10 protein-coding genes and 5 pseudogenes are annotated in these 14,426 nt (G+C 66.2%); 8 read left to right on the top strand and 7 right to left on the bottom strand.

Annotation, left to right across the window (positions count from 1 at the left end):
* Window positions 1-299 precede the first annotated feature (299 nt).
* The 5 genes and pseudogenes from ACWCP8_RS38425 (at window position 300) to ACWCP8_RS38405 (ending at window position 4,092) form a co-directional block, all read left to right on the top strand.
* Window positions 300-1,064: a DUF899 family protein gene (locus ACWCP8_RS38425; protein WP_451121061.1), complete on the top strand. Its 765-nt coding sequence runs from the start codon at window positions 300-302 to the stop codon at window positions 1,062-1,064.
* Window positions 1,065-1,249: 185 nt separating this feature from the next.
* Window positions 1,250-1,453 (top strand): annotated as a pseudogene (locus tag ACWCP8_RS38420) (ISAs1 family transposase); the annotation flags it as partial.
* Window positions 1,362-2,468 carry an ISAs1 family transposase gene (locus ACWCP8_RS38415; protein WP_451121067.1) on the top strand — a complete coding sequence of 369 codons (1,107 nt, stop codon included), beginning with the start codon at window positions 1,362-1,364 and terminating at the stop codon, window positions 2,466-2,468. The pseudogene ACWCP8_RS38420 and the gene ACWCP8_RS38415, both read left to right, overlap by 92 nt.
* Before the next feature lie 254 nt (window positions 2,469-2,722).
* The gene (locus tag ACWCP8_RS38410) at window positions 2,723-3,139 is read left to right on the top strand and encodes a hypothetical protein (RefSeq protein WP_451121065.1); all 417 of its coding nucleotides are present in this window, start codon (window positions 2,723-2,725) and stop codon (window positions 3,137-3,139) included.
* An 812-nt stretch (window positions 3,140-3,951) separates the two neighbouring features.
* Entirely contained in the window at window positions 3,952-4,092 is a 141-nt protein-coding gene (locus ACWCP8_RS38405; protein ID WP_382840423.1) for a hypothetical protein, read from the top strand.
* A gap of 120 nt (window positions 4,093-4,212) precedes the next feature.
* On the opposite strand, the gene ACWCP8_RS38400 is transcribed toward ACWCP8_RS38405, so the two are convergent.
* On the bottom strand, window positions 4,213-4,629 hold the full coding sequence (locus tag ACWCP8_RS38400; RefSeq protein ID WP_267009250.1) for a YeeE/YedE thiosulfate transporter family protein: 417 nt from the start codon (window positions 4,627-4,629) through the stop codon (window positions 4,213-4,215).
* Window positions 4,629-5,282: a YeeE/YedE thiosulfate transporter family protein gene (locus tag ACWCP8_RS38395; protein ID WP_451121063.1), complete on the bottom strand. Its 654-nt coding sequence runs from the start codon at window positions 5,280-5,282 to the stop codon at window positions 4,629-4,631. The genes ACWCP8_RS38400 and ACWCP8_RS38395 overlap by 1 nt, the downstream gene beginning before the upstream one ends.
* A gap of 1,769 nt (window positions 5,283-7,051) precedes the next feature.
* On the opposite strand from ACWCP8_RS38395, the gene ACWCP8_RS38390 reads away from it, so the two are divergent.
* Window positions 7,052-8,335 (top strand): NAD(P)/FAD-dependent oxidoreductase, encoded by a 1,284-nt coding sequence (locus ACWCP8_RS38390; protein ID WP_451121059.1) that lies wholly within the window; start codon window positions 7,052-7,054, stop codon window positions 8,333-8,335.
* Between the two features lie 200 nt (window positions 8,336-8,535).
* Here the strand turns inward: ACWCP8_RS38390 and ACWCP8_RS38385 are convergent.
* From ACWCP8_RS38385 to ACWCP8_RS38375, 3 genes and pseudogenes are all read right to left on the bottom strand, one after another.
* A pseudogene (locus ACWCP8_RS38385) lies at window positions 8,536-8,701 on the bottom strand (helix-turn-helix domain-containing protein); the annotation flags it as partial.
* Between the two features lie 1,032 nt (window positions 8,702-9,733).
* Window positions 9,734-10,255: pseudogene (locus ACWCP8_RS38380) on the bottom strand (catalase); the annotation flags it as partial.
* Window positions 10,256-10,341: 86 nt separating this feature from the next.
* Window positions 10,342-10,980, bottom strand: a complete 639-nt coding sequence (locus ACWCP8_RS38375) for an HD domain-containing protein (protein WP_451121057.1) — start codon at window positions 10,978-10,980, stop codon at window positions 10,342-10,344.
* A 539-nt stretch (window positions 10,981-11,519) separates the two neighbouring features.
* Here ACWCP8_RS38375 and ACWCP8_RS38370 point away from each other — a divergent pair.
* Window positions 11,520-11,895: pseudogene (locus tag ACWCP8_RS38370) on the top strand (helix-turn-helix domain-containing protein); the annotation flags it as partial.
* 21 nt (window positions 11,896-11,916) lie between these two features.
* On the opposite strand, the pseudogene ACWCP8_RS38365 reads toward ACWCP8_RS38370, so the two are convergent.
* A pseudogene (locus ACWCP8_RS38365) lies at window positions 11,917-13,145 on the bottom strand (IS110 family transposase).
* A 407-nt stretch (window positions 13,146-13,552) separates the two neighbouring features.
* Between ACWCP8_RS38365 and ACWCP8_RS38360 the strand changes: the two are divergent.
* On the top strand, window positions 13,553-14,002 hold the full coding sequence (locus ACWCP8_RS38360; RefSeq protein WP_352270612.1) for a hypothetical protein: 450 nt from the start codon (window positions 13,553-13,555) through the stop codon (window positions 14,000-14,002).
* A 5-nt stretch (window positions 14,003-14,007) separates the two neighbouring features.
* On the opposite strand, the gene ACWCP8_RS38355 is transcribed toward ACWCP8_RS38360, so the two are convergent.
* The gene (locus ACWCP8_RS38355) at window positions 14,008-14,307 is read right to left on the bottom strand and encodes a DUF6207 family protein (RefSeq protein WP_451121054.1); all 300 of its coding nucleotides are present in this window, start codon (window positions 14,305-14,307) and stop codon (window positions 14,008-14,010) included.
* Window positions 14,308-14,426: the final 119 nt, after the last annotated feature.

Genomic DNA, 14,426 nt, shown 5'->3' with positions numbered 1-14,426 from the left:
ACGCAACCGCAACAAGGCACTCACGAGCACCGATGCACGACCACCGCCTCACCCTCACCGAACTACAGCGGACCAGTCGATCTCCAACTGAAGGGATAATCCCATGTTGCTCCCCGCCCAGGGCTCGTGCGTTCTCGGGTGGTGAGACGCCCTGAACTGTCCTCGGTGGGCGCTAAGCGAGATTCCAGAAGTTCTACGCGTAACGCGTGACGGTGTTCGTGAGGCCGAGGTCATGGTCAGTCTGCGCACGGCTCGGGCTCCACCGATGAGTTCCTGCGGGCTGTCGGGTCAGTACGGACATGACTGCTGAGAACAAGCCGCCGGTCGTCTCCCGCCGGGAGTGGCTGGCCTCAATCGACACCCTGCGCGCCCGGGAGAAGGCGCACACCCGCGAGGGCGACGCGATCGCTGCCGCACGGCGGCGGCTGCCCATGACCGAGGTGGACCCATCGACTCCGCTCGTGGGAGGCAACGGAGCCGTCCCCCTGATCGACATCTTCGAGGGCCGCATCCAGCTGTTCGTGTCGTATCACATGTGGCACGACGGCCACACCGCCGCCGACCAGTGCGAGGGCTGCACCTTCTTCACCGGCCAGGTCCGTGAGCTGTCCTATCTGCACCAGCGTGACGTCACCTTCGCCGTCCTCTGCCAGGGGCCCTTCGAGGAGTCCGACCACTATCGCCGCTTCATGGGCTGGGACATGCCCTGGTACTCCGTACCCGCCGAGTCGCACGAACGGCTCCTCGCCGGCCGCCACTTCGGGATGAAGGCGTGCTACCTCCGCGATGGGGACCGCGTCTACGAGACCTACTGGACCACCGGCCGCGGCGTCGAACCCATGGCGCCGTCCTACGGCATCCTCGACATGACCGTCTACGGACGGCAGGAGACCTGGGAGGACTCCCCGTCCGGCTGGCCTCAGCCTTACAAGACCGACGGCCAGCAGTTCCGCAAGGACGGTCGGCCGACCGCGCAATGGGCACGGATCACCGCCGGCCACAACGACGACCTCCACAGCGGACAGCACAGCACGGTCGCGGGCGGCTCAGGCTGTTGCTCGTAAACCCGCGTCCGACGGGCGTCATGGCGGCGTGGTCAGGGCCCTGCGTGTCCTGCGAACCGCCCACCCAGTGACGCGCGGAACGTCTGGAATCGCGCTTGGTCGAGGTCAGGGGCGGTGATCAAGGCGAGGAAGCGGTCCGTGATGATCGAGGGGTCTAACGCCTCATCAACACGGACCGCTTCCCCATGCCGTCATCACTGATCATTCTCCTGACCCGCCACCGCAACCATGATGCGGGTACCACTCTCGATGCCGGCCAGGTCGAGGACCTGGCCGACGTCCTGGACGTTCTGCCGGATCCCCGCAGCCGTCAGGGCCGCCGCTACCGCCTCGGCGCCCTGCTCGCCCTGTGCACGATCGCCGTGCTCGCTGGCGCCACCACACTGGTCGCGGTCGCGCGGCACGCCGCCCACTTGCCCGAGGAGATCCGGGACCGGCTCGGCCTGCGCGCCGCGGACGACCACCCTCGGCCGGGTCCTGGCCCGCCTCGACGGCGACACCGTCGACGCCGCGATCGGCGCCTGGCTCGCCCTGCACTGCGCCCTCCCCGGCGAGAGTGACGATCTGTGCGCCGTCGCAGTCGACGGCAAGACCCTGCGCGGCTCGCGCACCGTCACCAGGCGGGCCGTACACCTCGTCGCCGCCGTCACCCACGGCGAACGCGCCGCGCTGAACCAGCGCCAAGTCCGTGGCAAGAAAGGCGAGATCAGCGCGTTCGTGCCGCTGCTGGCCCCGCTGGACCTGGCCGGGTGGACGGTCACCTTCGACGCGCTGCACACCCAGCACGCCCACGACCGCTTCCTCGTCGAGGTCAAGAACGCGCACTACATCGCGATCGTCAAGGACAACCACCCGAAGCTTCACGCCTTCCTCAAGCGTCTGCCGTGGGCAGAGATCCCGCTTGGCCACTACTGCCGCGAGCGGGCTCATGGCCGTGACGAGATCCGCCGCCTGAAAGCGACCGCGGTGCCCCGCCGGCTGCGGTTCCCGCACGCCGTCCAAGCCCTCAAGGTCACCCCCCGTCGGCGCAACAACGGCACCGGGAAAATCGAGATCGAGCGGATCTACGCGGTCACTTCCCATACCGCGCACACCGCGACTGACGCGCAACTCGCCCGGGCCGTACGAGAGCACTGGCACATCGAGGCCCACCACCACGTCCCCGACACCACCCCGGCCAGGACCACGCCGTGGTGCTCCATGGCGGCCAGCAACTGGATCGCCGCAGCCGTACCGGTACGCGAGCCGCGCACCACGTTGCCGTCGACCGCAACCACGCGTCGCGCCGTCCGCTTCTCCTTCGACAGGGCCGGGGGTGCTGGGCAGGCACCTGGTATCAGCGCAGGGACTACGCCAAGGTCCCTGCTACACCACTCGGCGGGACACCATCGGAGGAAGAAATGAACGGGCGGCATGACAACCGTTTTCGCGGTCCCTTGCGAGTAGCAGGCACGGCAGCGGATTCGTGAAGGGCGGGTGATGAATCTGAATCGATGTCTCGGAATCAGTGTGAATTTCCCGGATCCAATACGCGATCCAGAAGGGTTAACGGCCTGGTGACGGGCGAATCCGCTGCAATGGAGGCCGAATTCGCGTGGCTTGTATTTACGCCGAATATCAGGTACGTAGGTGGCGTGAACAATCATCCCCATGACCCCATAGGCACTCAGCCAGCACGTGATCCCTACGGAAGTAACCTCAGCCACAGAAACTACCCTGGCTATCAAGGTAGCCATCCGGGCGGACAGGGGGACTACGACTACTCGAACCCGACCCCGCGCCGTCAGCGCCGGGAAGGCGAGAGCCGGGACCGCATGGCGCTCGTCATCCAGACGATCGGCGACATCGCCGCCGGCTTCCTTGTCCTGTGGATCTTGCTCTACCTGCTGGACGCCAACCAGTCCAACGGCTTCGTAGAGTTTGTCCGCGGCGTGGCCGAATGGCTGGCTGGCTGGTCGCAGGACATCTTCACCATGGACACCGAGGGCCTTCGCGTCCTCCTCAACTACGGCCTACCCGCGCTGGTTTACCTGGGCGTGGGACATGGCATCGCGGCTTGGGTGCGCCGCCTCTGAGCCGGGGCGGCTGCACGAACCGCGCGCAAAGCCGCCCGCGCAGCCCGGATCTTCGGCATGCCGATGGTGCGGGTGGCGAAGGTGTGCCGGTGGACTACTCGACCTCCAGGATTCGGTTGAACGCCTCACTGACCGCGTTGTCGATGAACGACCCAACCCGGCCCATGAACTGTCTGACGCCGAGCCTGCGGCGGGCCCCCTGAACCGGCGTGAGCTGTATTTGCTGCGCGGTCGGTGTGGGTTTCCCCCGCGCGCTGCAAGTGGTGTGTAGCCGCGGTGACCGAGTTGCGACGCCATCAAGACCCCCTCTCCACAGGGGTGTTGATCTGGCGTCGACTCCCGGTCTCAGGTGACACTTCCGCCCCTCGGCGCGCTGTAGGAAGTGGGCCCGATCATGAGGGTCTAGGGGCCCGCCCTCTAGGGGGAGGCACGCGGGTCCCAGCGTGCAGGGGCAGGCTGGTCACCCCCGTGCTGGCCTGCTCCTGCGCGTGCATGAAGCGGTCCGGGTTGCCCCACCGAGGCTTGGCGCCCAGGCCTTCATGTGGGTGGGGTGGCGGGGACCCGCGCCTGGGCTGCGGGCGCAGACGGCGGTGAGGATCGGCACCCGAGCAGGTGGCGCACAGTACAGCCAGCGCCGGGCTCTCCGCACATGGTGTAACAGGCGGACTGTCCGCCACGCAGTACCTCACGGACTCCGTGGGTGCCCGGTTCCCCCCGTGCTGTGCATCCGCGGCGGACGCGGGCAGAGGCGCCTCAGCCTCTACCCGCGTCCTCTTGAGTACAGCGACGGGGAGCTGTGACGGAGGACCGTGTTGAGCGCGGGCATGCTCATAGCGGACCGATACCAACTGGAGGTGCCGCTCGGCCGCGGTGGCATGGGCGAGGTCTGGCGCGCCACCGACCAGCTGCGGCAGACGAAGGCTCCGCCTCCCTCACGACCACGGGCCAAGTGATCGGGACGACAAGCTACCTCGCTCCCGCGTAGTGCACCTGGGCGCCCGGAGTAAGACCAGCGGCATGAGGAAGCTCAGCAGGAGCCTTGCTTGGCGAGTCGTGTCGGTGGACACGCTTGGCTACAGCCCGCAGGAGCCGCGATCGAGGTGGAAGTAACGGGCGTTGGCCCAGCGGCACAGCCGGATACCGACGACGACGCCCGCGATCGTGACCAGGGCGGGCAGGTATCCGCTAGCGACCTGGATGATCGGGATTGCTGGGCACCCACCTGAGATCGCCCAGCCCGTACCGAACAACACCGCGCCGGGGATCACGCCGGCGTGGATACGCCCCGGGGTGCGGCGGACCCGCAGCAGAGCGAACACACACACGATGATTGCGACGGCGCCGGCGAAGGAGAGGAACATCCGCAGGTCCTGGAAGGTGAACATGCGGTTCAGCTCGGCGTAATCGCCGAAGCCGATGTTGGTGACGGTATAACCGAGGGCCAGTCCGGTGATGGTGTTGGCCAGCAGAATCGCGCCCCGGGTGCGCATCAGATCACCTTCCACAAGAGGAACGACACCCCGACGGCGGTGCCGAAGAACACGGCGGTCGCGACGATGCTGACCGGGCGTAGACGGCCGCAGCCGTTAAGTCCGTGACCGGAGCTGCACCCGCCGGCCAGCCGGGTGCCAAAGCCGACCAGCACGCCTCCCACGAACAACAGAGCGATCATGCCGGTCGGATTGGCGGTGACTAGGTTCCGAAAACCCGGTCCCATGTCGAAGCGGAGCTGGAACCGCCCGGAAGTGACCGCGGCGATGCATCCGCCGAGGAAAGTCGACACCAGCAGGGCAGCCTGGGTGACGACCGGGACCTGACGCAGGCTCGTGACCGAGGGGCTCTCACCCCCCGTCGCCTCGACGTCCGGGCGCGGCTGTGTCTCCCCGTAGGGCCCCTGCTGCGGGGTGGGCGCGCCCGGGCCGGTTCCGAAGTGCTCGGCCGTGGCTGCGGCGAGCGCGTCGACGAGAGCCTGTTCGTCGGTGAACTCCTCCTCCAGCCGCTCGAGGTGGCGTTCGCTGCGCCAGTGCAACACGCGATCCCACGCCGACGACACCCCGAAAGATCGATCGGTGGCGAGGGTGTAGGCGATGGTGATGAGAGCGAGCCCGATAGCGCCCGCCCACCAGGGCCAGTAGGTACTCATGCGGGGCCTCTCATCCAATCGACGAGCCGCGCCCACCAGCCGCCCTTCGAGCTGGGCGTTTGCTGTCCGTGTCGAACGGGGTGATCTGCTGGCTGGGCGAACTGTACGGGTGGTGACGGCTGGTGATGCCACGTCGGTGGCGGCGGGGGTGCTGTTTCAAACGGTGCCGTTTCCCAGTGGGCTGTGCTCTCGGGCGCCGCGGTTCCAGGTCCATACGGCTCTGGCGGTCGGGCCGGGGCCGGTTGGGACCCAGATGCGGTCTCCGGTGACCAGGAATCGGTCTGCGACGGCGGGACCTGCCGGGGTGCCTGCCTTGAGTTGGCCGCGCCGGACCGGCCCGCGTCGGCCTCGGCTCTGAGGTGGAGCGCGTGGTGTCCGTTGGGCAGCAGAGTGATGGGCACGCGCTCGCCGGTGAGTGACAGCTGGTAGCGCGCACAGTCGCGCCATCGACCCTCGCTGTCGCAGTAGTAGTCGCGCCAGCCCTGCAGGCTCGCCCTGAGTAGGGGGAAAAGGGGACATCCTGCGGCGTGCGAGCAAGCCATGTTGCTCCCTCCTGACCGGCGCACACCGCCCGTTCGGGGAGGGCGGTTGCCGTTCTCGGTTCTTGTCCTTGCCGCGCCCGGTCGACGATCTCAAAGCGTCGAGGAATGCAGGCACAGCACCGTACTGTGACTGCCCGTCACCGCGTGCAGGGGTGATGCAACCATTGTTTCGGTGTCCCGAGCAACCCAATCGAGTTTTTCAACCAGACCACTTGACATCACTTAGTGAGATATATGCCGCGCGATGGACGTGCTCGCCTATCTCTCATGTCCGGATATTCGCAGCCGACAGCGAGATCACTTCGATCGTAATTCGAGCTCATGGTCGTGGCCTCTGCCGGTACGAGGCAGTCGTTTGTGGAGAGGATGCGAATATTGGAGTTGTTCGTGGCGAGGTCGTGAATGTTGCAGATCTAAATGAAGACGCTAATGGAGGGAAATCATGTGCCGACGTGCTGTCTGTCCGACGTGCCTGAAGGCGACCTATGAGGGGTGCGGGAGGCATGTCGAGCAAGTGCTCACCGGCGTGCCAACGCCTCAGCGCTGCACGTGTGAGTCGGCGACGGGTAGGCGCGCGCGCAGTTGGTCACCAGAGGCGACGGCTCGATCGGAACCGGTGTCGGTCGGGTCGGGCGAGCCCTCACGAGCCACACGCGTTCCCCGGCGCCCAGGGAGTTCGTCAGGCCGGCCGAGGGGTGACTGGTGGAGCCGGCTGGCCGATTGGATGAAAGGCCCGGCATGAGGTGGTGGTCCGAGGAGCTGGACCGCGCTCTTCGTCCGCACGCTGATCGCGGACCCAGCATTCCGTTACCCCGGAAGTGGCTGTCCCGTCCCAATTGATCTGGTCCGAGGGTCTGGTCCTGCCCAAGGACACGAAAACTGATGAGACGTCAGATCTCGTCTCACGTGATCGGGTCCGCCAGAGAGATTTGCCGCAGGCTTTCGGGCGAGCGTTCGATCCCCTGACCTGCTCGTCTCAGCAGATCTGGCCTGCCGCAGGGGGGCAGAAGATGTCCAGGACCCGCCACACCCGGCCGCAAGCGCACCGCCGACAAGCCGAAGCCCGCCACCTCCTGACCACCCCGCCCGGCCGCCCGCGCCACAACGGGCGGCCGCGCCCATCCACCACCCGGTCCACACCTCTTGACAACTGCTCATGCTCCTGACAGCAGTGGCACTGCACCACTCCCACGAACGGCACCACACCACGAAGGGGGCGATCAGCGCATGACCAAGCCTGAGAGCGTGGGATACGACTACGACGTCGTCATCAGCGGAGCCAGCCTCGCCGGCAGCGCCGCGGCGATCTTGCTTGCTCGACGCGGTGTTCGCGTTGCACTGCTGGAACGCCGCTCGGACCCCGAAGCGTACAAGGTGCTTTGCACCCACTCCCTCCAGGCCAGCGCCTACCCGGTGCTGGACGAACTCGGCCTCATCCCCGCCCTGGAGAAGGCGGGAGCCGTCCGTAACGAGGCCCGCTGGTACACCCGCTGGGGATGGATCGAGCCGAGGGCCGCGTCGGCGGGCCGCGAGCTTCCGTACGCGTACAACATTCGGCGCAGCATCCTCGACCCGTTGATCAGGTCCCATGCGGCGGAGACTCCTGGCGTCGATCTGCTCCTCGGTCACCATGTGACCGGGCTGGTCCGGAAAGCCGGGCGGACCTTGGGGGTGCGCGCGTCGACACCACAGGGCGAGCGCGAGATCCGGGCCCGCCTGGTGGTCGGCGCCGATGGCAAGGACTCGGCCGTAGCGAAGTTCGCCGGGGTGCCTGCTCGGCTGTACGAGAACGCGCGGTTCGGCTATCTCGCGCACTTCCGCAATCTTCCGCTGCACGGCGGGATCGGTCACGCCTGGTTCCTCGAGCCCGACATGGCGTACGCGTTTCCGAACGACGACGGGGTGACGGTCATCGCGGTGCTCCCGGACAAGAAGCGGCTGCGGGCCTTCCGCGAAGACCTGGAGGGCAGCTTCTTCGAATTCGTCCGCGCCCTACCCGAGGCACCACCCATCGACTCCGCCGAGCGCATCACGAAGATCACCGGCACTGTCAACTACCCGCTTCACAGCCGCAAGCCGACCGCACCGGGCGTCGCGTTCATCGGCGACGCCGCCCTGACCGGCGATCCCCTGTGGGGAGTGGGGTGCGGGTGGGCTCTGCAGTCCGCGCAATGGTTGGCAGAGGCGGTCGCCTCAGCCGCAACCGGTCGGGGCGACCTCAATAGATCGCTCGTGGTGTACGCACGCAGACACCGGCGCCGGCTGCGCGGTCACCAGTACCTGGCCGTCGACTTCGCCAAGGCCCGTCCGTTCAATCCCTTGGAGCGGCTGATGTATTCGGCGGCGGCGCGTGATGAGTCGGTGGCGCGGCACATGCATCTGTTTGCATCCCGCTTGATCGGTCCGCTGCGTTTCTTGAACCCCGTGGCACTGGCCAAGGCTTCGGTCGTCAACATCAAGCATCGCGGGGCGGCTGTGGCACCCGCGAACCTGTCTCACACAGGGTCATGACCGGCTCCCCTCCCACTCCGCTCGCTCTCGGAAGCTTCCAAAGAGAGGAACACTGAACCGCTCCGGGGGTCTGTGGAGGCTTGATTGCACCCGATCGGCAATGTGGAGCCGTTCCTCCTGCGTCAGGTGCCGAGATGACGAAACGACCCGCTCAGCCCGCACTCTGTGCGCGGGTTGAGCGGGTCTGTTCTTCGTTGCGTTGGTGCCGTTGCGCCACCGCTTGCCGGTACGCCGGTTGATGCCGACGATCCGGCACGCTTCCCGGCTGCTTACTCCGTGCTCCATGAGCCGGAAGTATTCCTCCCGCTCACGGGCCAACTTCTTCTTCCCCTGCGGTGTTCGGATCTTTCGGATCTCGAAGGCCATCGCATCCCCGAAGGTCGGGTGTTGCGGTGATCGCTAGAACTCAAGAGTCGCTGCGGGGGCGTTGACGGTAGTAGTTGACGGCAGTTCCTCAGGCAGGCGCATCGCGTAGCGGTGGGCTGCGTGAGTAGAAACTTTCTCTACGGGTTCAAGACGGCTCGCTTCGCTCGCCGCGAGCTCCCCGACTCGCCGCCGGGGGCGCCGCTCATGTCTTCGCCCCGGTCCGCTCCCGGCTCCGCCGGTCGTACGGCATGAGCGATCCCGGTGTGCTGAGGAGAAGAGGCCGGCGGGTGGCTGGGGCGGTCGGCCCCACGGCTTTACGCAGCCACCATGGGGCGAGCCTCCAAGATCGGGGGCTCACTTCAGGCTATTGCGAGCAGGCCAGGAGCTGCCCGAGTCGCAGCGAGCTTTACGGGCCCCCGATCTCTCGCCCTATGTCAGCTCCAGCCCAAAGCCGCTACGCCGGCCGCAGCATCGCGCGACCCCGCGATGGGTACGGTGCAAGAGACATCGCCGCCGAGACGCCAACGAAGCGGGAGGGCGCATGCTGTCAACGCCGGAAGAGACGCCGAGGCTGTGCGTGAGCGGAAAGGAACCCGAGGCCATAGCACTCTTACTTGAAGAGTACAGAGCTCTGCGCGCAGAGTCAGTTCAACGGATTGCCAATCGAATGCAAATGGTTGGATTTCTAGGCGTTATAGCAGCGGTTCTCTCAGTTTCGGGAGCCGTGTCACTCACGTCGGCCTCACCCTATATGGCGGTTATGCTTGCCGCCCTTGCAAGTTTCTGGATGCGCCACAACAATCGGGCCGTGCAGAGGGTGGGTCGGCACCTGCGGTTCATAGAAGAACGCGTTGATCAACTATCCAGAAGGGCATATGGCTCGCAAGAGGCTCTGCTTTCCTGGGAAATGACACGACAATCGCAGCGTGAAGCTCTGCGTGGCGTGAAACGCCGTGCTGGATTGTTGAGTGGATGGACGCTGCATAGATGAAGCGCGGCGGGTGTGGAGTAGTTCGAGGGCTGCGGAGGGAGCTATGCGTGGCCGCAGTTGCAGGTGCACGCAGAGTGGTCGGAAATGTGAAAGCATACACTGAGCCTCTCGAAGGCCTCCCAAGATTCCGAGTCCGAAAGTTCATTAATTCGAAGTCGTAGAATCTTCTGGGCTTTGTGGAAGCTGCATGAATATTCTTTGACATGCCATTGTGTGAGGTTGTCGAGATACTCCATCGCCGGGTCGCCCTCGCTGTCAGATGCCGTTTCGGCGAGCATCTGTCGTCCCGCGGGCCTGCGACCTCGCCCGCACGTTCGCCGATCTGGTCCGTCACCGGCGCGGACATCTGCTGGCTCTTCGCCAGCCACCGACGAGCAGCGTCCCAGTACCGGCGTGCACTTACCAACGTCACTGAGGAAGGCGGTCTCGGTCCACGCGGTGACATCGGAAGTCACCTCGAAATAACCGAAGGCGCCGCCGCCCTTGACGTGGTCCACGTGATCGGGAACGCGCTGTCGGACGAAGTGGGCGAGCTTCTTGATCATGTAGGCATCCTGCAGTAGGACGTGGCCGCCCGGCTGCGGCTAGTGCTCGTCGCTCGCGGCAGGACAACATGCGTCGACTGAGTAGTCTCCGCCAGCCAGCTAGGCTACTCGGGCCAGGAACTGTTTCGGATGACCTCGACGAAGTCGATGCGCTGGAAGCCGGGCACGAAGTGGGCTAGCACATCGGCGTTCACGGTGCCGAAGGTTGTGTCGGGCCGGTCCTTGAAGCCGTCAGTGAAGGCCTCCAGAATCCTGCGCTTGAAGTCGGGTCGCGGGTGGGCATCGGTGACGGCTTCGAGCGACGCGGGATCCAGGTCGTCACGGCCGATCCCGAGCACATCAGTCTCCACACCCGCGGTGACCAACGCGATCTCGGGCTCCATGAACTCCGGAACACCAGGCGTTGTGTGGAGGGCGATCGCCGTCCAAACCCGGCGGACATCGTCAGCGCCGACCCCATGCTCGGTAAGGAACCGACCTGCCTCGTTCGCACCATCGATCTCGAAGCGCTGGTGAGTGGTTCGGTATGTCTGAGTCAGACCCAGGTCGTGGAACATCGCTCCGACGTAGAGCAGTTCCGGGTCGGGCTTCAGGCCGCGCTGTAGCCCTTGCAGCATCCCGAACAGGTAGACCCTGCGAGAGTGGTCGAATAGCAGCGGCGGCTCAGCTTCGCGGACCAGCGCCGTGGCCCCGGCCGCCAGCCGCGTATCGGGGATCTCGATGCCTGCGATCTTCTCGCCCATAACTGATTCCCTCCTCCGCTCGGCCCCAGGGACGCGCATGCACGCCGTGCCTACGGAGCCAAAGTCGAAGGTGCCAATTCCGGTGGGGCGGCAAGCGTGGCGTCCCCCCCGTCTCGCAAGATAAGTATTTCACCCTTGTGGGCAACTGTCCTTGGCAGCGAGCAGTCCACAGTGGCCTCGTCCCGTGCGGAGCGCTGTAAGCCCTGACCAGGACATCCGGTCTCGTCCTGGTATGCGATCGGGAGTGGTCTTCCGCTCCACATCGCTCAGGTCCTCGCGGGACATTCCAATATCAACACCACAATGAGCTACAAAGGGATCAATCCGGCCGGCTGACGCCATCGAAACCCACCGGGCATTCATTGCTCGGCGTCGCGCACTGTGTCCCAGCGAAGAATACCGAACCCTCCCTCCGAACAGTGAGACTCGTTTCTCACGCGTTCGCCAGCGGCGGTTCTGGCTCAGGTTCTGTGATTACCGAGGATTTTGGGTTGTCGTCGGGCAGTGATGGTTCGTGATCCCTGCGGTATGCCGTTGGTGTGAGGTATCCGGAGGGTGGGGGCCTGACCGCTGAGCGGCGGGAATCCGACTCCAGGCCGGCGGGCGGTTCGCGGCGGGTGAGAGGTTTGCGGTGAGGCCCTGCGCTCTGCAGGTCCGGCGAACTCCCCGGCTGTCACCGGGCCCAGTTCACCGTGTTCGAGGAGGAACTCGGCAAGGGCCCGGCCGCGCACGGTTTCGAGGATGAGCGGTGGACCCTGGCCCCGGGTCCAGACCGTGATCCGCCGCCGTTTCCGGCTGAGTCTCTCGGTGGCGACGGTGTGACGGCTGCTCAAGCGGCACGGCTGTTGCTGGCAGGCACCCGCCCGCAGGGCTCTGGAGCGCGACGAGCACGTCATCGAGCTGGGGAAGAAGGAGACATCCCACGCGGACAACGAGTCAAGCTGCTTCGGTGGAGAACTCTGCCGGTGGCTGGTTGGGGAAGGCCTTGGTCTCGTCGTAGGTGGCTCCGACCTGGAGGCAGTGGAAGAGCATTCCCATGAAGCGGTTGAACAGGTTCCGCTGGGCGGCGACGTGGCGGTCGCCGGCTTCTTTGCGGCGGTCGTAGTGGGCTCTGGCGCCCAGTGACCTCGTGAGGGAGACGAAGGCCCATACGTAGCCGACTGCGGCCAGCCGCTGGTTCTTGACCCTGCGGCTCATGACCACGCAGCTCTTGCCGCTGGCCGCGTTACGGGTGCACTTCCGGCGTAGGCCTTGAGTGAGCCGGCGTTCGCGAACCGGGTCCGGTCGTCGCCGATCTCCGCGAGGACCCGGGCCCCGGTCAAGGAGCCGGGGCCGGGAAAGCTGCGAATGATCGGCGCGTCCGGATGCTGCTCGAATGCCTCGGCCGCGGCGTCCTCCAGTTGGTCGGCATTGCGGCAGGCGGTGTCGAGCTGCCGCAGCAGGGCCGATGTCTGGTGGCCGAGGGCCGCTTCGACCTGCGGAAGCTGGTGGAGGTACTCGCGCCGGAAAACTTCATGGAGTCGGTCGGCTTCCGCTTCGATACCGCGGAGCCGGCCGGCTTGCCGGAGGAGAGACTGGAGCCGTCGGCGCGTGAGTTTCGCTGCCGCGGTAGGGGTGGGAGCCGCAGCAAGAATGGTGCGGGCCTCACGGGAGCACAGTCCATCGCGCTTGTCGGCGAACGCGGTGAGGACACTCGGATAGAACTCCCTCAGCTGCGAGCGGAGCTTGTTGTGGGCTTGGCCGCGGTCCCAGACGGCGTCCTGTTGAGCCCGGGCGAGCACGGCGACGGCCTGGGCCAGCTCGGAATCCGCAGGCAGCGGGCGATGCGCGGCCATGTCGACGCGCAGAATGTTCGCCAGAGCGGCGGCATCGACGGCGTCGCACTTCTTCCGGGCTACGGAATGCCGGTCGGGGTATCGGGCGACCGCTAGCGGGTTGATCGCGAAGACCTGCCGGCCGGTGGCCCGCAGGCGGGCGACGAGAAGCCCGCGAGAGGTCTCGATCGCCACAGGGATCGGGGCTTGCTCGGTGTCGCCGTGCCCGGCCAGCAACCTGGTGAGCTGGGCGAACCCGGCGGCGTCGTCACTGATCCGCAGTTTGGCCAGTTGCTTGCCGCCCGCGTTGACCAAGCGATCGTGGTGATCTGGGACAACCTCAACACCCATCGCACAGCCGGCATGAAGAAGTACGCGGCCGAACACGGTTGGCTCACCGTCTTCCAGTTGCCCTCGTAGATGTCCAGTTCGTGCCGGTTCGTCCAGGACTACTGGCGGCGCTGGGCGCAGAGTGGAGACAAAGTCTGCACGGGTGGCATGATGACCGGCGAGAAGTGCGGTTGGTAGGTGAGTAGGTGACCGACACCCAGGCGACCATCCACTACTCCGCGGTACGACGGCCAAGGACATGGTCGTCGCGAAGAAGACGTCCTGATCCTGCAAGATCAACGGTGACTCCGGCGGTCCGGTGTGCAGCAGCGACAACAGCGGCGGGTTCTTCGACCCGTGCTGGCTGTACTTCACCGACATCGGGCTGGCCAACAGCGCCTTCCCCGGCACGATAGCGAGGTACTGACATGCGCCGCGCCTTTCTCACACCGTTGCTGGCGGCAGCCTTGACCGGATGCTCGCTCCTAGGCCAGGACAGGCCGTGCACCGCGGCCGACGCGGACTCGCAGGTCTCCGCCGTGTGGCGGCCCACCGACTTCGGCGGCCGGGACGCGGCGAGGATCCGGCTGTGCGTGGACAGCACCTGTGAAGAGCGGACATCGGGCAGTCCCGACGACCCGTTCACCTTGCTGTCGGTCCAACTCCCCGACGATATCGGTGCGTCCACCGTGCCGGTGCGGCTCACCGTGACGTCCGCGAAGAGCGGTGACACGGTCGTCGAGGACAGCACCCGGGCCAGGCTGACGGAGCAGCACCCCAACGGCACGTCCTGCCTGCCCACCACTTGGACGGCGACGTTCCGTGCCCACCCCGACAAGGGCCTCACCTCACCCGAGGGCATGAAGCTCCAGGAGTGAGCCCCCTACGCAAGCGCCCGTACCCCCGGCACCACCGGAGGTACGGGCGCTTCGCGCCGTTCTCCCGCCGCATCGTGGCTGGTCCGCCTGAACTGCCAAGGAGACCCAACCCATCCTGAATGCACTGGAGATGGACCTCGGCGGCGTGGGCGTAGCGCAGGACGGCGACGGTGATCTCCGGCAGGTGCTCGGCGGCTGCATCGAGGCGCTGTGCAACCTCGTGCGGTGAGCAGTTCTTGAACGTCGAGGGCTGTCTGGTCGTCGCAGGCCGCGACCTTCACCACGGTCAGGCCCTGTTCCGTCACGTGCACTTCATGGTGCAGCGCCTATATCAGGCCGGGTAGGCGTGGCCCGCCGGCGAGTCGAGTACGGGTGTGAGAACGGGCTGAGGTCTGCTCGCCGATGCGGGGGTGTTCCGAACTGC

This window comes from Streptomyces sp. NPDC002206 (genome assembly GCF_053593595.1).
This window is presented reverse-complemented; position numbering and strand designations above follow the sequence as displayed.